This window comes from Ruegeria sp. CJ2 (genome assembly GCF_056536745.1).
Window position 1 is genome coordinate 225724 of record NZ_JBQFQF010000004.1, and the last position, 20041, is coordinate 245764.

21 protein-coding genes are annotated in these 20041 nt (G+C 56.4%); 8 read left to right on the forward strand and 13 right to left on the reverse strand.

Features of this window, described 5'->3' with window-relative positions; all coding sequences use genetic code 11:
* Window position 1: 1 nt before the first annotated feature.
* Genes glf through ACR0MS_RS07730 form a run of 3 tightly spaced genes read right to left on the reverse strand, consistent with a single transcriptional unit; the run spans window position 2 to window position 2846 of the window.
* Window positions 2-1159, reverse strand: a complete 1158-nt coding sequence (gene glf / locus ACR0MS_RS07720) for a UDP-galactopyranose mutase (RefSeq protein ID WP_480571333.1) — start codon at window positions 1157-1159, stop codon at window positions 2-4.
* The gene (locus tag ACR0MS_RS07725; protein ID WP_480571330.1) at window positions 1156-2049 is read right to left on the reverse strand and encodes a hypothetical protein; all 894 of its coding nucleotides are present in this window, start codon (window positions 2047-2049) and stop codon (window positions 1156-1158) included. The genes glf and ACR0MS_RS07725 overlap by 4 nt, the downstream gene beginning before the upstream one ends.
* Entirely contained in the window at window positions 2046-2846 is an 801-nt protein-coding gene (locus tag ACR0MS_RS07730; protein WP_480571327.1) for a glycosyltransferase family 25 protein, read from the reverse strand. Before ACR0MS_RS07730 ends, ACR0MS_RS07725 begins: the two co-directional genes overlap by 4 nt.
* A 541-nt stretch (window positions 2847-3387) precedes the next feature.
* Here ACR0MS_RS07730 and ACR0MS_RS07735 point away from each other — a divergent pair.
* Window positions 3388-5172 (forward strand): ABC transporter ATP-binding protein, encoded by a 1785-nt coding sequence (locus tag ACR0MS_RS07735; protein WP_480571324.1) that lies wholly within the window; start codon window positions 3388-3390, stop codon window positions 5170-5172.
* 136 nt (window positions 5173-5308) lie between these two features.
* Here ACR0MS_RS07735 and ACR0MS_RS07740 read toward each other — a convergent pair whose 3' ends face one another.
* From ACR0MS_RS07740 to ACR0MS_RS07750, 3 genes are all read right to left on the reverse strand, one after another.
* On the reverse strand, window positions 5309-6343 hold the full coding sequence (locus ACR0MS_RS07740; protein WP_480571321.1) for an NADP-dependent oxidoreductase: 1035 nt from the start codon (window positions 6341-6343) through the stop codon (window positions 5309-5311).
* Between the two features lie 30 nt (window positions 6344-6373).
* Complete coding sequence (locus ACR0MS_RS07745) at window positions 6374-6784, reverse strand: DoxX family protein (RefSeq protein ID WP_480571318.1); 411 nt, start codon at window positions 6782-6784, stop codon at window positions 6374-6376.
* A 98-nt stretch (window positions 6785-6882) separates the two neighbouring features.
* Window positions 6883-7563 (reverse strand): type 1 glutamine amidotransferase domain-containing protein, encoded by a 681-nt coding sequence (locus tag ACR0MS_RS07750; protein WP_480571315.1) that lies wholly within the window; start codon window positions 7561-7563, stop codon window positions 6883-6885.
* A gap of 290 nt (window positions 7564-7853) precedes the next feature.
* On the opposite strand from ACR0MS_RS07750, the gene ACR0MS_RS07755 reads away from it, so the two are divergent.
* The gene (locus tag ACR0MS_RS07755; protein ID WP_480571312.1) at window positions 7854-8438 is read left to right on the forward strand and encodes a TetR/AcrR family transcriptional regulator; all 585 of its coding nucleotides are present in this window, start codon (window positions 7854-7856) and stop codon (window positions 8436-8438) included.
* 31 nt (window positions 8439-8469) lie between these two features.
* Here the strand turns inward: ACR0MS_RS07755 and ACR0MS_RS07760 are convergent, their stop codons facing one another.
* The 5 genes from ACR0MS_RS07760 to ACR0MS_RS07780 form a co-directional block, all read right to left on the reverse strand.
* Complete coding sequence (locus ACR0MS_RS07760) at window positions 8470-8853, reverse strand: VOC family protein (protein WP_480571309.1); 384 nt, start codon at window positions 8851-8853, stop codon at window positions 8470-8472.
* A gap of 99 nt (window positions 8854-8952) precedes the next feature.
* The gene (locus tag ACR0MS_RS07765) at window positions 8953-9855 is read right to left on the reverse strand and encodes a LysR family transcriptional regulator (protein ID WP_480571306.1); all 903 of its coding nucleotides are present in this window, start codon (window positions 9853-9855) and stop codon (window positions 8953-8955) included.
* A gap of 112 nt (window positions 9856-9967) precedes the next feature.
* Complete coding sequence (locus tag ACR0MS_RS07770; RefSeq protein WP_480571303.1) at window positions 9968-11320, reverse strand: NAD(P)H-dependent oxidoreductase; 1353 nt, start codon at window positions 11318-11320, stop codon at window positions 9968-9970.
* Window positions 11317-13029: an IlvD/Edd family dehydratase gene (locus ACR0MS_RS07775; protein WP_480571300.1), complete on the reverse strand. Its 1713-nt coding sequence runs from the start codon at window positions 13027-13029 to the stop codon at window positions 11317-11319. The genes ACR0MS_RS07770 and ACR0MS_RS07775 overlap by 4 nt, the downstream gene beginning before the upstream one ends.
* Window positions 13022-13918 carry an NAD(P)-dependent oxidoreductase gene (locus ACR0MS_RS07780; RefSeq protein WP_480571297.1) on the reverse strand — a complete coding sequence of 299 codons (897 nt, stop codon included), beginning with the start codon at window positions 13916-13918 and terminating at the stop codon, window positions 13022-13024. Before ACR0MS_RS07780 ends, ACR0MS_RS07775 begins: the two co-directional genes overlap by 8 nt.
* Window positions 13919-14143: 225 nt before the next feature.
* Here ACR0MS_RS07780 and ACR0MS_RS07785 point away from each other — a divergent pair, with 225 nt between their 5' ends.
* From ACR0MS_RS07785 to ACR0MS_RS07810, 6 genes are all read left to right on the forward strand, one after another.
* On the forward strand, window positions 14144-15340 hold the full coding sequence (locus ACR0MS_RS07785; RefSeq protein WP_480571294.1) for an acetyl-CoA C-acyltransferase: 1197 nt from the start codon (window positions 14144-14146) through the stop codon (window positions 15338-15340).
* Window positions 15337-15846, forward strand: a complete 510-nt coding sequence (locus ACR0MS_RS07790) for a PaaI family thioesterase (RefSeq protein ID WP_480571291.1) — start codon at window positions 15337-15339, stop codon at window positions 15844-15846. The genes ACR0MS_RS07785 and ACR0MS_RS07790 overlap by 4 nt, the downstream gene beginning before the upstream one ends.
* A gap of 127 nt (window positions 15847-15973) precedes the next feature.
* A complete protein-coding gene (locus ACR0MS_RS07795; RefSeq protein ID WP_480571288.1) occupies window positions 15974-16795 on the forward strand; it encodes an RNA polymerase sigma factor in 822 nt (273 codons plus the stop codon).
* Window positions 16796-16888: 93 nt separating this feature from the next.
* Window positions 16889-17377: a YybH family protein gene (locus tag ACR0MS_RS07800; RefSeq protein WP_480571285.1), complete on the forward strand. Its 489-nt coding sequence runs from the start codon at window positions 16889-16891 to the stop codon at window positions 17375-17377.
* Window positions 17378-17468: 91 nt separating this feature from the next.
* The gene (locus ACR0MS_RS07805; RefSeq protein WP_480571282.1) at window positions 17469-17996 is read left to right on the forward strand and encodes a DUF2199 domain-containing protein; all 528 of its coding nucleotides are present in this window, start codon (window positions 17469-17471) and stop codon (window positions 17994-17996) included.
* A gap of 42 nt (window positions 17997-18038) precedes the next feature.
* The gene (locus tag ACR0MS_RS07810; protein WP_480571279.1) at window positions 18039-18575 is read left to right on the forward strand and encodes a hypothetical protein; all 537 of its coding nucleotides are present in this window, start codon (window positions 18039-18041) and stop codon (window positions 18573-18575) included.
* 27 nt (window positions 18576-18602) lie between these two features.
* Here the strand turns inward: ACR0MS_RS07810 and ACR0MS_RS07815 are convergent, their stop codons facing one another.
* Together ACR0MS_RS07815 and ACR0MS_RS07820 are read right to left on the reverse strand one after the other, a co-directional pair.
* Window positions 18603-18974 (reverse strand): DUF7668 domain-containing protein, encoded by a 372-nt coding sequence (locus ACR0MS_RS07815; RefSeq protein ID WP_480571276.1) that lies wholly within the window; start codon window positions 18972-18974, stop codon window positions 18603-18605.
* 99 nt (window positions 18975-19073) lie between these two features.
* Window positions 19074-20027 carry an NmrA family NAD(P)-binding protein gene (locus ACR0MS_RS07820; protein ID WP_480571273.1) on the reverse strand — a complete coding sequence of 318 codons (954 nt, stop codon included), beginning with the start codon at window positions 20025-20027 and terminating at the stop codon, window positions 19074-19076.
* Window positions 20028-20041 lie beyond the last annotated feature (14 nt).

The following is a 20041-nucleotide window of genomic DNA, read 5'->3' on the forward strand; positions in this document are numbered from 1 at the left end:
CCTAGAGCACCGAAACAAAGAACGGTTTGAGGTCATCGCCCCGTTCCAGCGACGTAAGAACAGCCGCCGCCGTATCCAGAGACTCGCGGATCGTGACGTCCATATCCAGATAGCGATAGGTTCCCAACCGGCCAACAAAAGTCACGTTCGCGGTCTTGTTGGCCAACTCGACATATTCGCCAAGCAGTGCTTTTTCCTTTACCTGCCGGATCGGATAATAGGGAATGTCGCCCGGCTCGGCCGCGCGTGAATACTCTCGATAACAGACCGACCCGTCATGTGCCTCCCATGGGGCAAAATGCTTGTGTTCGGTGATACGCGTATAAGGGACGTCTTCTTCGCCGTAATTCATGACGGCACAGCCTTGATAATCCCCGTCATAGGTAAAGCGTTCGAAATCCAGCGTGCGATACCCGAGGCGTCCGAGCTCATAATCGAAATAGCCGTCCAGTGGCCCCGAGTAGAAGACGTGGTCAAACCCTTCGGCCATGCTGCGGTCAAAAGTCGTGCTCAGTTTGACGGTGATCGAGGGGTGATCAAGGATACCCGCGATCATGTCGGTATAGCCGTTTTCCGGCATCCCCTGAAACTGATGGAAAAAGTAATTGTCGTCGTAGTTGAACCGCACCGGCAGACGTTTGAGGATCGACGCAGGCAGTTCGGACGGGTGACACCCCCACTGTTTGATCGTGTATCCTTTGAAGAACGCCTCATAGAGGTCACGCCCGACGAACCGCATGGCCTGCTCCTCAAAGCTCTGCGGATCGGTGATCGAAGTGTCGGCCTGTTCTTCAGTGATAAAGCTGTGCGCTTCATCCGGGCGCATGGTCTTGCCAAAGAACTGGTTGATGGTGTGCAGGTTGACCGGCAGCGAAAAGACCTGACCCCGAGAGGTTGTCTTTACCCGGTTCTTATAAGGCAGGAATTTGGCGTACCGGTTGACATAGGTCCAGACTTCTTCGTCGTCAGTATGAAAGATATGAGGGCCATAGACATGGACCATCACACCCGTATCAGCATCGCGCTGGGTATGGCAGTTGCCGCCGATATGGTCGCGGCTGTCGACAACGGTGATCTGATGCCCTTCCTCGGCCAGCGCGCGGCCGATCACGGCACCCGACAGGCCAGCACCTACCATCAGGAATCGGTTTGACTTCATTTCAGCGCCTTCGTTTTTAGAGATATCGTTGTCATGTCCAGCGGCTTGATCAACTGACGCCGCGCGATCTTGAGAATGCCCCACCGCGCCTCGCCCGCGTCGCGGAAATTCGACAGCTTCGACAACCAGCCGCGGCACATGAGCCATCCCAGTTGAAGCCGACCCGAAACTGGCTGCCCGCCTTGCAAAATCCCGGCAAAAATAACGGGCACGGTACGGCGCGACAGATCGAACATCTCTTTCAGCACGGCCTCTTCTTCTTCCGAACTGAGGTTGCCTGTCTCGGCCATGGCAGCTTTCAGGTTCTTTCCAACCGGACGGGTATGGTGCATCGCGATTTCATCCAGAATCGCGGTGCGAAAGGCCCCGGCTTCGGCCCAGCGGCACCAGATGTAATCCAGCCCATAGCCGCTCATGGTATTTTTGAACAACGGCAACGCCTTTTTCAGGATGTCCCGATGCATACAGGGGGCCATGATCTCGATGTAATTGGTGTAGCGCAGAACAAAGCCGGGGCACTGGCTGAACACGAAATGGGAAAAATAGCTGTCGGGGCTGAGAGACGGCTGTGCGATACGCAGCCCATAACCGCTCATGGCGTCGAACAAAGCGTTCACCTCTGTCGCGCTTATGTCCAGATCATCATCGGGCAGCCAATAATAGTCATACTGATCCAAATTGCGGTCCAAGAGGGTTGTGTACAGCCCGTCCCATTTGCCGCCCTTGACCAAAACAGCCTCGACACCGGGCTCGGGCGTAAACTCCGCAAATGCCTCGTCCGAAAAGTAACTGATCAAAAGATCGTAGTTTCGGTCCTCATAAGGAATGTCCTGCCAACGGTGATGAAGTGAGTTGCTGCCTGCACGGACAACCACGAGGCTGTTCTTCATACGTGGGTCCGGACCTGCTTATCGTTGCGCAGCAAAGGGCCCAGCCCGTCAATGAGATCCGGGTTCAGCGGATGGCTCAACCGGCCATGCGTAAACTTAGCCTGATAGACCAGATTTCGGACAAATCTTTCGACCGCCGACCCCGGCTTGGTTTTACGACGATCCGTTTCGATATTGCTGTCCTGGGAATTGCGTTCGGCGACCATCTGCTTACCCAAGGTCAGTATGGGCACATTATGTTCCCAATAGAATTTCAGGTCGATATCGACCGGCCGCGCGATCGGAGCATCAACCTGCAGCAACCTGGCAGCCGCGCGCCGACCAAGGATATACCCGGTGGTTCTGGGCGGGAGAATGTCTGACATGACAAGGTTCTGATCGGCAAATTCCTTGATGATCTGCGCGTTCTTACCCGGAACGCCATCCAGTTTGATCATCACATCTTCAAAACACTCGGGACATTCAGCAAGCGCGTCCAGAAAGGACCTTGGATCACGGATGAAAGTGGCATCGTCTTCCAGGACAAGGCCCACATAATCATCGGATTCGGCGATGTGCTGCCAGATCTGGCGGTGCCCAAGCGTACAGGCAACCTCATTTAGACTAAGAGGCCGCTTGAACTTAACGCGGTTCATTTCTTCATCATAGATGAGTTTCAGATCCGACCGATCCAGCTGTTCGCCTGCAATCGCATCGGAGAATTCATGACGCAATCCTAAGCGCGCAAGCTCTGCTTCGCAGAAACGTCGCCGCTCTACATCTTTTGGCAGGCTAAGGATAACGGCAGTAATCGACACGATTTTAATACCAATTTAAGATTCCGCGTCCCTAATACTAACATTTAAGCAGTTGAAAAGGGAAAGAACGAGCGTTTTTTTCGAAAGCTATGCGAAAAACCGACAGCGGCAAAAAACCGCGCAAGTACAACTGCCTATCCCATGCTCAAGAACGTCAAAATTGCGCCCTGAAGATTCTGTGCCATCTCCGAATATGGACAAGCAGCTAAAAACAAAGAACAAAACTGTGATCCGCGTCAAATAGGCGCGTAAAAATAGTCGAAAAATATGTTTATTTTTCAGTATGTTGATTCAAACAACTAAATGCCCGGATCGCGCACTCTCCATACACCTTCGCCCTGCTTGTTCAGACGTTTACAACAAAAACCGTCCTTTCTTTTTCTTTGACACTTGCTCACTGCCTTTCTGACACTTATCTGGCTGGGGCTATCGCCAAACAGTCAGAACAAACCGTTGGGTCAATTCGTTTCATCTGCTCTTTAGAGAAGAACGGTTATAGGTTATCTGAGCGAGCGCACAGTTTCACGATCTGGAGAACGCAATGATAAAGCGCGCCTGGGATAAATGGCGGTCAGGCTATATGGGTCGCCTCATCAGCGAGAGCTTCATTGCGCAGGGTGGACTCTATGCCGTCGCGATTGTCGCAATGATTGCGGTTGCGGTGACGACAGCCGGGTCTGCCTACATGATGGAATACATCGTCGACGCCATGACGAGCCCCGAAATGCGCGGCTGGGCGCATTTGATCGCGCTGGGTGTCATTGGCCTGTTCCTTGTGAAAGCCGTCGCATCCTATGTTCAGGCGGTCTATCTGGCCCGAGCGGGGAACCGGATCGTGGCCGTTCAGCAGGAAAAGGTGTACCGCAAACTGCTCAGGCATGGCGTTTCCTTCTTTTCCAAGAATGAATCGTCAAACTTGCTGATGCGGACCACCCAAGGGGCGCAGGCGGCGCGGAAACTGATCGACGTCATCGTCACGGGCTTTGTCCGGGATACTCTGACGCTGGTCGGGCTTGTCATCGTGATGGTGTATCAGCAACCGGTTTTATCTGTGATGTTCTTTATCGTCGGCCCGATTGCGTTGATGGGCGTTCGCTATCTGTTGAAAAGCGTCCGTTCGATCATGCAGGCCGAGTTCAAGTCCCTGGCCGAGATCATTCGCGTTCTGCAAGAGACATCGTCCGGGATCAAAGTGATCAAGGTGTTTTCGCTTGAAGACAAGATGATCAACCGGATGGATACCGCCATCCACAAGGTTGAGCAGCGCTCCAACGACATTGCACGACTTCAGTCCATCGCCAGCCCGTTGATGGAGTTTCTTGCGGGCCTCGCTGTCGCGGGTGTTCTGATCGTCAGCACAATCGGACTTGCCGGAACCGAGCAGCCGACCGCCGGTCAGCTGATGTCGTTCATCACCGCACTGCTTATGGCCTATGAGCCTGCAAAACGGCTGTCCAAGATGCGTGTCCAGATCGAGACAGCAATGGTCGGAGTCGGCTTGTTGTTCAGCCTGCTGGATCAGGAAGACACGATGCAGGAAAGCCCGGATGCCCAAGATCTTCTCGAAGGTCCGGGTGAAATCGCATTGCGCAATGTAACCTTCGGATATCAAGGGTCGATGCCGGTGATCGAAGATATGAGCCTGACATTTGAGCCGCGCAAGACAACTGCGCTTGTGGGGCAGTCCGGCGGCGGCAAATCAACGCTGTTTGGCTTGATTATGCGCTTTTATGACCCTGATGAAGGCAGCGTCGAAATCGACGGGCAGGATTTGCGCAATGTCAGCTTCTCGTCGCTGCGGCGCAAGATTTCTTATGTCAGTCAGGACACCTTCCTGTTTTCCACCTCGATCATGGAGAACCTTCGCTGTTCTGCGCCGGATGCAACGGATGAAGAAGTGATAGCGGCAGCGAAAGCCGCCCACGCGCATGATTTTATCAGCGAGCTGCCCAAAGGGTACGATACCCCGGTTGGCGAAAACGGCTCCTTCCTGTCAGGCGGCCAAAAACAAAGGGTCGCAATCGCCCGTGCGATCCTGCGCAAAGCCGAGATTCTGTTGCTGGACGAGGCGACAAGCGCACTGGATGCAAAATCCGAATCGCTGGTCAAGGAAGCTCTGGATGCGCTTACCAAGGACGTTACGGTGATCGTGATTGCCCACCGCCTTTCGACGGTTCTTGAAGCCGACAAGATCATGGTTGTTCAGGACGGAGCTGTCATCGAACAAGGTAACCTTGATGAGCTTTTGCAGAAAAACGGCAGTTTCCGCAGCTTGTTTGACGAACAGTTCAAGAAACGCGAACCGGAAGCTGAAGTGGCGGAATAAACCCTTGCAATGCCATGGGCGCAAGAACCGACCGCGGAGATAAACCGCACGATCAGCTCAGCCACTAACCTTGTCCGAAGTCAGATTCTCCGGGGCCACCTATTGGCCCCGGAGCTATCAGTAACGCTGGCAAAAATCACGCAGCGACGTTGATCACCATCTTGCCGAAATTACCCCCCTGCAGCAGCTGGTTCAGCGCTTGCGGAGCATTCTCGAGACCGTCGACCATGTGTTCTTTGTACTTGATCGACCCGTCTTCGATCCAACCCGTCATGTCGCGGGTGAATTCCTGATACACGGACGGTGGGAAACTGTCGAAAATGATGAAGCCCTGCATTTTGACCTTCAGCCGCAACAAGGTTCCCATGATCGCAGGGCCCATATCCGGACCGTCTGGCAAGCCGGTCAGGTTGTACCAGGCGACAATGCCACACACCGGAATGCGCGCAAACGGGTTCAGCAGGGGCAAAACGGCGTACAGGACTTTGCCGGCCACGTTTTCGAAATACACATCTATGCCGTCGGGACATGCCGCAGCAAGCTGAGCGGCAAAATCATCGGCGTGATGATCAATACAGGCATCAAAACCCAGGTTCTCGACCACATGGGTACATTTTTCAGCCCCACCAGCGACACCGACAACCCGACACCCTTTGAGCTTGGCGACCTGTCCAACCGTTGCACCCACCGGGCCCGCAGCCGCGGCAACAACAACGGTTTCACCCGGTTTCGGCTCACCGATCTTGAGAAGCCCTGCATAGGCCGTGTATCCGGGCATGCCCAGAATGCCCAAGGCCCAGGAGGGGTTCTGTGGCGACTTGCCCAGATTGATGACTTGGGTTCCATCCGAAATCGCATAGTCCTGCCAACCGCTGCCGGACAGAACGTAATCCCCCGGCTCGTACCCTGTCAGATTGGACGCAACCACCTGCCCCACAACCTGCGCCGTCATGACGCCACCAATGGCGACCGGTTCCGCGTAAGACTTGGCATCGTTCATCCGACCGCGCATGTAAGGATCGAGCGACAGATAGACCGTGCGAATGAGCATTTCGTTTTCACCCGGAGTCGGCACGTCCGTCGTTTCCATCCGCAACGTGCTTTCGTCAGGCAAGCCTATGGGACGTTCGTTCAGAACGATCCGGCGATTGGTGTCTGTTGATTGTGGCATCTTATTCTCCCTTTGATACTGGTTGTTGGTTCAGGCGGCATAGGCCTTGTCTGATTTTGACAGCAAAGTCAGATCAAGCGGCCTTTTCGGGCTGGCTCCGGCAAGGATGAGTGTTCCAGCCAAAATTCCAAGGTTTTTGATAAAATTCTGAACTTCATGCTGACCTTGGATACCCTCAAAATTCCAGAAGTCATGCAGGCAGAAGTTCACCACAAGGATATAGGCAACAAGTCCAAAACTGGCGGCGCGCACGAAACGGTTGAACAAAAGCAATAGCGCACCGGCAATGTTTGCAATTCCGGCCACTACCAGCAGCGGCTCCGGTACCGGGACGTTGTGCTGCTGCATCAGCGCGATGTGCATATCGAACGCAGCGAATTTCATCAGTCCGGGGACGAGGAAATAGAGGGCCAGAAGGCACCGGCCAAGTGTCATGCTCATGGTGTTGCAGCTTCCTGAATTTCGTGTTTGCAAATTTCGCTGAATGTCATCGTTCGGATCGAAAAGACGGGGCCACGGATCGCCGCCCCGTCACTTATTTACGCGTTCAGGGCTGCGATCAGTTTTTCCGCAGCACCTTCGGAAGAGGCCGGGTTCTGACCGGAGATCAGCAGACCGTCCTGCAGGACATAGGGCGCCCAATCATCCCCCGAGGAGTATTCACCCCCGTTGGTTTTGAGCATGTCCTCTACCAGGAAGGGGACAATCTCGGTCAGTTCAACTGCCGCTTCTTCCGAGTTGGTGAACCCTGTTACCTTCTTACCCGCAACCAGCGGTTTACCGTCACTGTCCTTGGCGTTTTTCAGAACACCCGGCGCATGGCACACAAGCGAAACCGGCTTTCCAGCCGCGTGGAACGCTTCGATCAAAGCAATCGACTGTGCGTCTTCGGCCAGATCCCACAACGGACCATGGCCGCCCGGGTAGAATATCGCATCAAAAGTGCCGTGCGCGACATCCGCCAGCTTGACCGTATCTGCCAATTGCGCCGCAGCGTCGGCATCTGCTTCGAACCGACGAGTCGCGTCGGTCTGGAAGCCCTCCTCTGCGCTTTTGGGATCAAGCGGAGGCTGACCTCCCAGCGGGGATGCTAAAGTGACGTCCGCGCCCGCATCCTTGAAGACGTAGTAGGGGGCAGCCAGTTCCTCGAGCCAGAAACCGGTGTTCAATCCGGTTTCACCGAGTTTGTCATGCGAGGTCAGTACCATCAGGATTTTCATGTTCGACTTTCAAAGTTGCTTCAATTCAGTTGGATCGCGCAGTCGCATCTGAAACGCGATCGGGAATCTGTCCCGGAGATATTCGCGGTGCAGAGGGCCATGAGCGACTCACTTAAGGCAAACTAGACCAGTCGTCTAGAGATATTTTTCCTGAGCAAAGAATGTCAATTTTAGGCGGTGATGTACAAGTATATCTCATTGTCACATAGGCTATTGCCCGCGCACGGCTGAAATATTAGACTGTACGTCTATTCTGGAAACACACCTGAACGGGGCAAGAGATGGGGCGGATGAACACGCGAACTAACATTGTATCGGCTGGCCAGTCCCTGATCGGCCAAAAGGGTTTCAGTGCCGTTGGTCTTGCGGAAATCCTAAAGGCCGCAGGCGTTCCGAAAGGCTCGTTCTATCATTTCTTCGAATCCAAGGATGCGTTTGGCGTGGTTTTGCTGAACGAGTATTTTGAGGCCTACCACGAGAATCTGGATCAGCTCTTTGCGAAGCAAGGGCTTACAGCGGCGGAAATGCTGATGCTGTATTTCTCGAACTGGCGCGAAAGTCAGGGTCTTGAGGATTGCGAAAGCCGGTGTTTGGCAGTGAAGCTTGGAGCGGAAGTTTCCGATTTTTCCGAACCGATGCGCCGCGCGCTGAAAGATGGAACAGACGGTATTATCGCCCGCCTTGCCGCCGTCGTCGAAACGGGTGTGTCGGATGGGTCCCTTCGTGTGACGCAGGCCCCAACTGCCGTGGCAGCCAGCCTGTATTACTTGTGGATCGGGGCCAGCATCATGGTCAAGATATCCAAGTCACATGACCCATTTGACATTGTGCTGACGAACACGCGGCAAACTTTGGGTATAGGCGCGCCTGACTAAGAGAATTGGTTGGCAGAGCGCGGCGCCGCCACTACCCCTCATAAACCGATATCTCGACAAGATTCTGGTCCGGGTCGCGCAAGTACACGGATTTGATAGGACCCGTGGCCCCGGTGCGCGCGACGATGCCTTCTTCGACCTCGACGCCACAGCGCTCCAGATGCGCAACGACCTCTTCAATCGGAACAGCCGCGATCAGGCAGAAATCCCCACTGCCGGGCGTGGGCGTCAATGCCTTGGGCTCGAATTCCCGTCCACGTTGGTGGAGGTTTATTTTCTGCGCCCCGAAAGACAATGCCTTGCGCCCCCCGGCGAACTCCACCACGTCCATGCCCAGAACACGGGAATAGAATTCACACGTGGTCTCAATAGACGCAACGGTGAGGACAAAGTGATCAACCCGGTCGATTTTCACGATCCAATCTCCTGTGTTTTCGCATCTGTCTACATGGTCTTCCGGCCAGACACCCAGTAGCGATCCAAGAGCGGCCCCATCGCGCGCTGAGATGCGGGATTAGGCCGACGCAAACTCGCTTGTCAGATGGGCCATCAGCGACCGGATCGGTCGCGCCAGGGCGTTCTTGTCGCGAACCGCGACCTTCAAGCTGCGTTCCGCCCAATCCTCGGCAAGCGGGGCCATCCGCAAATCCGAAGCCGTCAGGTAAGGTTCGACAGCGCCGAGCGGCAGGATCGCGATACCAAGGCCAGCCTCAACCATGCGCCGTACCCCGTCAAAACTCAAAACCTCCACGCGCGTTCTCAGTTCCAGCTCTTGCTCAACCGCCTTTTTCTCGATGAACGCCTGAAGCGAACTGCCTTTTTGCAAACCAACAAGGTCATGGGTGGCAAATTCACTGAATGCAACGGGGCCGTCCGTCCCCAGCGGGTGCCCTTTGGGTGTCAGAACCATGAGCGTGTCGCGCCGATAGACATATACATCCAGATCCGGTTTCGGGATCATACCGGAAAAGATACCGATATCGGCGATACCATCCCGCACGGCGGTCACGATCTGATCAGAGGTCTGTTCGGTCAGGTCGATCCGCATATCGGGATGATCCGCAACGAACAGCGCAAGGTCCTCGGGCAGGAACTGGGTGATGGCGGATGTGTTCGCCGCGATCCGGACCGTGCCCCGCACGCCTTGCGCGTAATCGCTCATGTGATTGTCGACGCGATCCAGTAGGCGTTGCAGGTCTTTTGCATGCCGCAACATCTCGGCTCCGGCCGGGGTCAGCTCAACGCCTTTTTGCTGGCGATAAAAGAGCGGTGTTCCAACCTGCGCCTCGAAATCCGAAATCCGCTTGCTGATCGCGGATGCGGCGATGTTTTCTGCCGCAGACGCCTGCGCGATGCTTTTGGACGTTGCGACAGCGACGAAGAGTTCAAGAGTTACAAGATCAAATCGTTTTCGCATCGGTCCGGTACTCTCTTGTTTCGACAAGGCTGTCATCCAACACGTCCCGTTGGGCTTTCCAGGCCGAGACCCATTCCTGATAAGCGCGAATGTACCCTAACAAAACCCCGCGCTATCCAACCGGGGCCCTGCCAAGGCTGTTCTCGACGTCGCGGCGCAACCGATAGGCATCTGTATCCGTTTCTGCCCGCACATCGCGCCACCTGACCGGCTGGCCTGCCGGAACGTCGTTGATCAGCGCCACGTTATGCGCCAACCCCAGCGGCACATAGCCGGACGCTACCGAGACGGAGGCAGGGCGCAGACCGCCAGCTACGGTGTAGCCGCCCTCTCCATCCAGAAGCTCACCTTTCTTCAGGTCACGTTTGGAGATGGCGACAACATCCGCCCGGAATTCCCGGGCCGCGCCGGTTGGTTCCTGCCGAAGCCCGACAGACGCAACAGAAATGCCCAGTTCAAGGCCAATCAAGTGCCACCGCTTGTAATTGCACATGTAACGGCCACTGTCGTCGGTCACGACCCTGTACTCTTCAAAACAGTTCCGCAGGTATTCGGTATCCCCTTCAAAACAGACCCAGACACCTTTGCGGATATCATGGGGGATCTGCTGTCCCTGAGGTGTCAGGCATGAGATCACCTCCACCATCCCCTTGTGATCCAGAACGCCGCCTTCGGATCGCGGTCGCGCAAGGTTCGGAATGTCATCAATGCCACCTGACGGAAAAACGAGCCCCTCTTCGGGCGCGTCCAACCCGCATACATTTGCGATTGCCGCGCTTTCGATTGCCGGTTTGGAGCCATCCAGAAAAGCGTTGAACATCTTGGGGTTCAGGCGGCCACGCTCGGCCTGTTCTCTGGTCAGGCCCCAGTGATCCCAAACGGTGTCAGGGGTGGATTGACGGTAATGCGGCATCCACTTGTGGCCCCGGCCTGCCGCGACAACGCGAAACCCGCAGGCGCGCGCCCAATCCACAAGGTCGCTGGCCAGAGCAGGCTGATCGCCATAGGCCATGCTGTAGATCACACCCGCGTCGCGGGCGTTCTCAGCCAGTCCGGACCCGACAAAAGCGTCTGCTTCGACCGTGACGTTTATGACGTGCTTGCCGTTTTGGAATGCCCTCAGGCAATGCGTGACGGCGGCTATCGGGTTTCCGGTACACTCGATGATGATCTCGATGGCCGGGTGCTTTACCAGAGCCTCCCAGTTGTCACTTACACAGGTTGCGCCTGTCGCCGCAGCCTCGTCCAGTGTCGGCGCGGCATAGGCTGCGTCGTCCCAGCCGACCAGTTTCATATTTGACTTGGCGACATCCGGCTGCAGGTCCACGACACCGACAATGTGGATCCCCTTCAATCGAAGCGCCTGGGCCAGAAACATGGTGCCGAATTTACCCGCGCCAATCATTCCGACGCGCACGGGGCGACCTTGCTCGGCGCGGGCTTCGAGTTTCGCGAACAGGTTCATTTGGCGCCCTCTCTGGACCAGCCATCTTGTGTGAGAAAATCGAAATCGCAGCCTTCATCGGCCTGAAGGACGCTACGGCTGTACAACCCGCGATACCCCCGGCTTTGCAGGGTCGGCGATTGATGCTGTTCCAGCCGTCGCGCAATTTCAGCGTCATCCACCAACAGGTCGATGCGCTTTTCCGCGACTGACAAGCGTATACGGTCGCCGTTCCGCACGGCCGCCAAGGGCCCGCCGACCGCGGCCTCGGGCGCGATGTGAAGGATGATCGTACCAAAAGCCGTGCCCGACATACGCGCATCCGAAATTCGGACGATATCCTTGACCCCTTGGCGCGCCAGCTTTTTCGGGATCGGAAGATACCCCGCCTCGGGCATGCCCGCCGCAACCGGACCCGCGTTCTTGAGCACCATGATGTCATTTGGGGTGATATCAAGCGCTGGGTCATCCACGCGGTTCGCCAGATCCTGCAGACTGTCAAACACGATGGCGCGGCCTTCCACTTCAAAAAGCTCTGGTGTGGCAGCCGCTCTTTTGAAGATCGCACCCTGCGGGGCGATGTTTCCGTGAAGGCTGATCAGACCGCCCTTGTCGGACACGGGATCGTCGAAAGCCCGGATAACCTTGCGATCCACCCACGGAGCCTCGGCCTCAAGACGGTCAGCCAGCGTTTGACCAGTCACACTAACGGTATCCAGATGCAGCAGATGGCGGATTTCGCGTAACACAGCCCCGACACCGCCAGCGGCGTAAAAGTCTTCCATATAGCCCTCGCCCACCGGTTTAAGATCTACAAGAACCGGAGTTTCGTCGGATATCTGGTTGATGCGCTCGGGCGATATCCTGATACCCAACCTTCCGGCGACGGCCGCCAAGTGAACGATGGCGTTGGTTGACCCGCTCACGGCCATGAGGACGCGCAATGCGTTTTCGACGGATTTCTCGGTAATGATCTCACGCGGGTAACGCGGGGTTTGGATAAGTTCGACCGCAAGCTTTCCGCATTCTTCCGCAGCGACCAGACGATCCGCATGAACCGCTGGGATGGCGGCGGTGCCGGGCAGGGACATTCCGATCGTCTCGGCGATACAGGCCATCGTACTGGCTGTTCCCATAACAGCGCAGGTGCCCGCAGTGGTCGCCAGCCGACCCTCGATATCGGCGATTTCTTCGGCTGATACCTCACCAGCCCTGAATTTCCCCCAGAACCGGCGGCAATCCGTACAGGCGCCCAATCGCTCGCCCTTGTGTCGACCTGTCATCATTGGACCGGTGACCAACTGGATGGCCGGAATATTCGCCGAGGCTGCGCCCATAAGCTGGGCCGGGACGGTCTTGTCGCATCCGCCGATCAGCACCACCGCGTCCATCGGCTGTGCCCGCACCATTTCCTCGGTGTCCATTGACATGAGGTTGCGGTAAACCATCGACGTTGGGTTCAGAAAAACTTCGCCCAGCGAAACGGTTGGAAACGGTCTCGGCAACGCTCCGGCCGCCAGAACGCCGCGCGACACGGCATCGACAAGATCGGGCATTGACCGGTGGCAGTTGTTGAACCCCGACGGCGTCATTGCGATCCCGACAATCGGTTTGTCCAGCATGTCGCGCGACAACCCCATCGAGCGCGCGAACGAGCGCCGCAGGTAGCTGGCAAAATCGGTGTCGCCATAGTTTGTCAGGCCGCCCTGAATCCCTTTCCCTTCACTCATCGTGCCCCTCCTTTCGGCAGGCGATGCCCAGTAACCGTTCGTACACGAGCACCATCGCGCCCTTGTCCTTTGCGCCGTGCCCTTCCAGAAGGGCCTGTTGATAGGTGGTGGTTGCAGCGGCCAGAACGGGCGCTGGGATCTGGTAACGCGCCGAAAGTTCCGCCCCGCTGATCAGGTCTTTGTAAGCAGCCTGCAGCGGGTATCCGGTGTCGAATTTGCCGCCCAAAATCTGCGGAATAAAATACTCGGACGCATAACTGCGTCCTGTGCCGGAATTCACGACCGTGGCGGTGTTTTCCGGATCAAGGCCAAGCTTGCTGGCCATTGGCAAAATCTCGGCCAGCGCTGCGACATTGATGTCAAAAAGCAGTTGGTTGATCAGTTTCGTCAACTGACCAGAGCCAACCGCGCCGGTATGCAAAATCGTAGTCGCCATGGTCGATAAGGCGGGTTTGAGACGAGCAAACTGGTCAGGATCCCCACCAATCATCATGGTCAGCGTCCCGTCTTTGGCGCGTTTCCACATCCCCGAGACGGGCGCATCCATGAACCGCAGCTTCAGGTCTTCAAGACCTTTGGCGATGCGCAGGGTGGTTCCGTATTCAATCGTCGACATGTCGACCACGACCGCGCCAGGTTCGAGATGTCGCGCGACCCCTTTGTTTTGGTCCAACAACAGCTTCTCGACGATCTCACCGCTTGGCAGGCACGTAATCAGAACGTCAACGACGGCGAAGTCCTCGGCACCAGAGGCCCGCATTGCGCCCGCTTTTTCCGCGGCCTCCAGCGCGGTCTGGTTCAGGTCATAGACCATCACGTCGTATGTTTTGGCCAGGTTCGCGGCCATAGGTGCCCCGATCTGGCCCAACCCGACAAATCCGAATTTCATGGTGACCTCCTTCCTTTCAATTTCGGAAGGCGTATCACCGGGCAGCCTGCGTCATGGCATTCTCAATGGCGAATGCCCCTTTCGGGATTCACGGTTTCCGGCTTTCGGCAGATGCGCCTATCCCATTCAACGGCCAACGGTTTTCACATCGCTTTGGCATGACGGGGATTCGATAATTGACAATTTGGATTATGATCGTAATTTAATCGAAAAAGGAGATTCCCTGTGACCACGCATGCACCTGACGACATCATCGTCTCAGCCGCCCGTCGAACCCCCCTTGGGGCGTTTATGGGCGCGTTTTCGTCTACGCCCGCGACCGAACTTGGCGCGGCCGCCATGCGCGCCGTTCTCGACGACGCGGGCATCGGTTCCTCTGACGTCTCTGAGGTTTTGATGGGGTGCGTGTTGCCCGCAGGACAAGGGCAGGCCCCGGCAAGGCAGGCTGCGAAATCGGCGGGTCTGGCGAACTCTGTCGGTGCAACGACCGTGAACAAGGTCTGCGGCTCTGGCATGAAAGCGGTGATGTTGGGGCATGATCTGATCCGGGCCGGCAGCGCCAAAATCGTGCTGGCCGGGGGGATGGAAACCATGTCCAGCGCACCGTTCCTGTTGCCCAAAATGCGCAAAGGCCACAAGGCTGGCAGCGCCGAGGTTCTGGATCACATGATGATGGACGGGTTGGAGGATGCCTATGAACACGGGCGGCCCATGGGCGATTTTGGCGAAGCGACAGCTCAGAGCTATGGGTTTACCCGCGCCCAGCAAGACAGGTTTGCAGCGGAAACCCTGAAACGGGCGCAGCAAGCCCTTTCGACGGGTGCCTTCGATAACGAATGCATCCCTGTCACTGTCACGGGCCGCAAAACGACGACCACTGTATCCCGAGATGAGCGACCTGAACGGATCGACGTGGCCAAAATCCCCGATCTAAAAGCCGCCTTCGGTGCAGAAGGCACAATAACGGCCGCCAGTTCCTCGGCCAATGCTGACGGAGCGGCTGCCCTGGTATTGACCCGGGCAAGCGAGGCCGAGGCGCGCGGATTGCCGACCATGGCCCGTATCATAGGCCACACCACTCACTCACAAGACCCGGCATGGTTCACGACGGCACCCATCCCGGCAATCCGCGCTTTGCTGCAGAAAATTGGCTGGCAGGTCGAGGATGTCGACCTGTTCGAAATCAACGAAGCCTTCGCCGTGGTCGCCATGGCCACCGCGCAAGAGATCGGGATTGCGCGTGACAAACTGAACGTCAACGGCGGGGCCTGTGCTTTGGGCCACCCGATTGGAGCGACGGGCGCGCGCATTCTGGTGACTCTGATCCACGCGCTGAAGGCCCGCGGGCTCAAGCGGGGCGTGGCCTGCCTGTGTATCGGGGGCGGAGAGGCAACAGCGGTCGCAGTGGAGGTGCCGGAATGAACATGGAAGGCGACAAATACAACATGGTTCCCATGCCGGACCTGACCTTTGGTCTGGCTGACCCACAGAAAGCCGCCGAGATGACCGGGCTGGAACAGATGCAGGCAATCGTTCGTCAGGACTTTCCAGCGCCCCCAATCGTCGAAGTCACCCAACAATGGATTCATGAACTGGGTGAGGGACATGTGACTTTCCTGGGAAATCCCGATCCGCGCTATCTGAATCCCATGCGGCTGATCCATGGCGGCTGGACAATGACCCTTTTGGATTCTGCACTGGGTTGCGCCATCCAGACGGTGCTGAAACGCGGCGAAACCTTCGCGTCGCTGGGAACCGAAGTGAAGTTTCTGCGGCCCATCCTACCCTCGACCGGTCAGGTGAGGTGCCGGGCCGAGATCGAAAGCCGGGGAACACAGACCGCAACAGCCTCGGGGCGCGTAGAGGATACGAAGGGGCGTCTGCTGGCCACGGGCACGACCACATGCTTCATCCGAAACCTGTTGTGATCCCGGATTTCAACCTTGGATTCATCATGCTTCTACGTGAATTCTGACATCTGTTCAAAAAAACCGGTCACACATGCAACGTGCCTGTCGTCTAAACTAACAGATGACCACATTGAAGGTGAACAGGATGCGAGACATTCAGGACGTCGTCAGATCCGCGCAACAGGGCGATCAGGTAGCTTTGACCGAGGTCGTGTCCAGAATACAGGACACGATTTACAAGCTGTCGATCCGAATGCTTGCAGATGCCACGGCAGCAGAAGACGCAACTCAGGACATTCTGGTTCTGGTTATCACGCGGCTCAGCCAGTTTCGCGGAGACAGCCGGTTTTCAACGTGGGTCTACCGGGTCGCCGTCAACCACCTGCTAACCGCCAGAAAGATCAGGGCGCGCGAATTCGGTCTGACCTTTGAAGATTATGCCGACGATCTGGAAGACGGCCTGCAGGATTCTGACGCGACAGACCCAACCGATGTGGTCATGTTCAACGAACTGCGCGTCGCCTGCACGATGGCAATGTTATTGTGCCTCGATATGGATCACCGGATAGCCTACGTGCTGGGCCGAATTCTTGAGCTGAGCCAATCCGAGGCCATTGAAATTCTGGGGCTGCCGGCCGCGACATACCGCAAGCGCGTGTCCCGCGCCTCGGCGAAGGTCGAGGCTTTTACCGCCCGGCGATGCGGTGTGGTCTCGCCGGACAGGGCGAAATGCGCGTGCCCCCGACGCCTGCCCAAAGCTTTGGAAATGCAGCGGGTCGATCCCTCGGCCCCATTGACCCAGGGCAAAGATACTCCGGGCTATTACGACGTTCTGCGCGAAGTGTCCCGCGTCGAAGAAAGCCTGCGCGGGCTTTGCGCCCAGAAGCTGGTTCCGGAGTTTCGAAACCCCAGAAATTTTAGTGACAAGCTGAAACAGATTTTGACGGACCGCACCAACCCCGTCTGACCAGACTTAGCCCATGAAACACCTGCCTATCCAATCTGCGCCGCAGTTTGGACCCGTTCCACACATGCCTGCCCCACCAAGAAAGGAAACGACATGACGACCCCCAAAATCCTGACGACGCTGATTTACGCCTGCATCACGCTCGGCGTTTTCTTGACCCCCTCCACAGCCGAAGAAAGTAAAACCATGACAAAAGAAGAAACGAATGTCCTGAGTGTCATCGAAACCATGACATCGTCCTTTGCAAAAGCCGATATCGACGCGGTCATGAACACCTACGAACCCGACGCAGTCATTCTGTTCGAGCCCGGTGTTGGGACCAGCGATGAAGACGCCGTACGCCAAAGCTTTGCGCAGTTTGCCTCGATGAACCCCAGCTTTTCCTATGGCGGACATCAGGTTGTTGTCGCCGGGGATGTCGGGCTTCACATCAGCCCCTGGCAAATGAAAGGCACAGGGCCGGATGGAAATGCCTTCGAAACAGGCGGTTTGTCCGTTGCCGTTTTGCGAAAGCAGCCAGATGGTAAGTGGTTGATGGTCATCGACAATCCGTATGGTAACCTCCATCTGGACAATCAATGAACCTGACCGGGCGGCGGCGTTTTTCGGGCACCGCCGCCTGCCCCCTTCTGTTTTCGTACCTGATGACGCCCAATCTTTAGGAAGCCTGAACATGTCCGCTTCGGAACGTGTGTTTGAATACACCTGTGTTTGCTGCGGCCTGCCCCAACGGGGCACGCCGTCTTTTGGCTATGACATGCCGATCGAGGTTTTCGATATCCCGGAAAGCGAACGCCCTGAGCGTGTCTGGCTTGACCCGGATGTCTGCGTCATCGACGACAAGAAATTCTTCGTCAAAGGCTTGCTCGATATCCCGATCCAAGGGGTGAAAGAGCCGTTGAGTTGGGGGTTGTGGGTCACCCAAACCCAAGCCGAGCTTGAGGCATACGAAGACACGCGCGGCACAGACCGCTCTGGCGTCGCGACGAGCGGGCAGATCACCGTGACAATGCCGGGCTATGAAGGGTTCGATCGACATGGCAAGAATCACGTTCTGAATTGCGAACTTGTTGGCCAGCCCAAAGGCCTGCGGCCTTTGATAAAGCTGCGCCCCACGCTTCATGTTTTGTACGGCGATGCGACGTCCGGCATCAGTTGGGAAAAAGCCACCGATCTGGTTGCCCGCGTTCCGCATCATTGAAAATTCACCCACTCCTCTCATCGAAATTTTCAGGACTTAGGAATGAACTTTGCTGAATTGGCCGAGAACGCCCAAAATCACTATGCAACTCAGTTTGAACGGTTTGTGCTCAACCAGCGGCGCGTTCACCAATCGGGCGTTGCGGAAATCAAACTGCAAGTGGGCGATGAAACCGGTCTCTACGGGGGATATTACTGCGCTGATTTCTATACGGCAGGAAAAAGCGGCGAGTTTTTAGAATTTTCCTCGACACAGCCATTCAAGTGCCCCGCCACGATCTTTCAGTGGAAAGAGGCACCATTGCGGGTTTCCGATCTGCACTGGAATAACGTCCGTATCGAACACGAACGCCCCTATATCGACATGCTTCAATTTCAGGAGTGGTTCAGTCGTTGGTTCGATCTGGAAGGTCACAATGAAACGGGGAATGGGGCGTTTTCCAATGCCATTCACTCTGTGTCTGTCGAAGCCCATCGTCTGACGGTTGATTTCGGGTCCGCGCCTGCGAAGGCCCTGACACAATTGCTGGACATCATAGCCAGGGATGGTGCGGAGTTACGGATCTCGGCCCCGAGTTAGAGCCGTTTCTGACGTTCGCCCAATCAATCAGGGCACATAGACAAGGCCCGGCTGGAACAAATATCCACCACCTTCGGGGAAAACCTGAACGTGCAGCACAAGGTCGCTTGTTTCCCCGTCTGAATTGGACAGATCGACGAGGACCTGCCAATAGCCATCCATCCACAGGTAGATTGATGTCTTCCAGCTTTCTGCGCTCAGCTCACCAAAACTGTCCGGATAGTCGGTGATGGACTTTTGGCATATCTCAAGCGTCTGCGTATCAACGTCGCCGATCCCCGGGCCCATGGGCTTGCGACCTTCGACAAACGCATCTGCAATCGTCTTCAATGTCACCCGCCATTCGGTCGGAACGGCTTGCTCGACATCCGGGTTCTTTTCCACGTGAATCGTTTTCATGTCCTGACCTGTGAGTCGTTGTTTATAAAAGGTTTTCAAATAAATTTGCGTCAAACAAATAGCGATTTCGGGACTTGGGAAGCTGGCATCAAAGCGACGCTAATTTGCCGCTGATCCCACAGGTTTTGATGCTCGAAAGACCGCGTCGTTGTCAGAGTAAAATTCCGCCAGTGTCTGCGCCGGGGTTCCGGTGATATCCGCGACCGACGTATCAATCCCGCTGAACGATCCGGCGGCATAGTCTTTGGCGACTTCTCCCAGATGCTGCGCAAGGTAGTCTATGTCAGCAAGCCGTTCGACCAGTCCCGGATCGGCGGGATCGGAAAAAGCACCACTGATCTGTTGTTTAATGGGATCACAGAAGACCGCCGCCGGGACCGGCTGAAACGTCAGGCTGCGACCGATATGTTGACCCAACTGTTCCACCATCTCGGCCGGAGTCACCTCGGCTGTGCCCGTCAGTTTATAGGTTTGTCCGGCATGCTGATGTGGTGATTTCATCAGCGCGGCAATCACGCGCCCCTGATCCAGGCCGGAAATCGGTGCGTGGCGTCCACCGTCAAATGGCAGATAAACAGTGTCGCCCCGCGCCAGCATGGGCGCCGTTCGCGTCATCCAATCGGCAAAGAATGTGGGGCGCAGATGCGTAACGGGCACGCCGCACCAATCCAAAGCGCGCTCCGCCAGCCAATGCGCCCGTGCCGCCCGGCTTGTCGCGTCTGGGCGCGCCGAAACCTGGGACATATTGACGATGTAGCTTACACCTGCTTCGCGGGCAAAGTGGGCAAACTGAACGGTCGCGGATACCAGCCCCGGTCGTATCGGATAAACAAAATACGCGCGGTCCACATCTGTTAACGCGCGCTGAATATCCGCCATGTTGGTGATGTCACCAACGCTGATTTCGACACCTCTTTCTTCCAGAGCTTTGGATCTTTGGTCCTGTCTGCGAACCAATGCTCTGACCTCAAAGTCAGCGGTATCGAGTTGTGCAAGGGCATGGCCGCCGGCCAAACCGGTTGCGCCCGTGATCAGGAGTCTCTTCTTTGTCATGGCAATCGCCCTTT

Bases quoted from the DNA above. Each gene is read 5' to 3' on its own strand.
- ACR0MS_RS07725 (WP_480571330.1), bottom strand. From the start codon at position 2,049: ATGAAGAACAGCCTCGTGGTTGTCCGTGCAGGCAGCAACTCACTTCAT.
- ACR0MS_RS07790 (WP_480571291.1), top strand. From the start codon at position 15,337: ATGAACATGGAAGGCGACAAATACAACATGGTTCCCATGCCGGACCTG.
- ACR0MS_RS07735 (WP_480571324.1), top strand. From the start codon at position 3,388: ATGATAAAGCGCGCCTGGGATAAATGGCGGTCAGGCTATATGGGTCGC.
- glf (WP_480571333.1), bottom strand. From the start codon at position 1,159: ATGAAGTCAAACCGATTCCTGATGGTAGGTGCTGGCCTGTCGGGTGCC.
- ACR0MS_RS07805 (WP_480571282.1), top strand. From the start codon at position 17,469: ATGTCCGCTTCGGAACGTGTGTTTGAATACACCTGTGTTTGCTGCGGC.
- ACR0MS_RS07780 (WP_480571297.1), bottom strand. From the start codon at position 13,918: ATGAAATTCGGATTTGTCGGGTTGGGCCAGATCGGGGCACCTATGGCC.
- ACR0MS_RS07810 (WP_480571279.1), top strand. From the start codon at position 18,039: ATGAACTTTGCTGAATTGGCCGAGAACGCCCAAAATCACTATGCAACT.
- ACR0MS_RS07820 (WP_480571273.1), bottom strand. From the start codon at position 20,027: ATGACAAAGAAGAGACTCCTGATCACGGGCGCAACCGGTTTGGCCGGC.
- ACR0MS_RS07795 (WP_480571288.1), top strand. From the start codon at position 15,974: ATGCGAGACATTCAGGACGTCGTCAGATCCGCGCAACAGGGCGATCAG.
- ACR0MS_RS07770 (WP_480571303.1), bottom strand. From the start codon at position 11,320: ATGAACCTGTTCGCGAAACTCGAAGCCCGCGCCGAGCAAGGTCGCCCC.
- ACR0MS_RS07745 (WP_480571318.1), bottom strand. From the start codon at position 6,784: ATGAGCATGACACTTGGCCGGTGCCTTCTGGCCCTCTATTTCCTCGTC.
- ACR0MS_RS07800 (WP_480571285.1), top strand. From the start codon at position 16,889: ATGACGACCCCCAAAATCCTGACGACGCTGATTTACGCCTGCATCACG.
- ACR0MS_RS07755 (WP_480571312.1), top strand. From the start codon at position 7,854: ATGAACACGCGAACTAACATTGTATCGGCTGGCCAGTCCCTGATCGGC.
- ACR0MS_RS07815 (WP_480571276.1), bottom strand. From the start codon at position 18,974: ATGAAAACGATTCACGTGGAAAAGAACCCGGATGTCGAGCAAGCCGTT.
- ACR0MS_RS07765 (WP_480571306.1), bottom strand. From the start codon at position 9,855: ATGCGAAAACGATTTGATCTTGTAACTCTTGAACTCTTCGTCGCTGTC.
- ACR0MS_RS07775 (WP_480571300.1), bottom strand. From the start codon at position 13,029: ATGAGTGAAGGGAAAGGGATTCAGGGCGGCCTGACAAACTATGGCGAC.
- ACR0MS_RS07750 (WP_480571315.1), bottom strand. From the start codon at position 7,563: ATGAAAATCCTGATGGTACTGACCTCGCATGACAAACTCGGTGAAACC.
- ACR0MS_RS07740 (WP_480571321.1), bottom strand. From the start codon at position 6,343: ATGCCACAATCAACAGACACCAATCGCCGGATCGTTCTGAACGAACGT.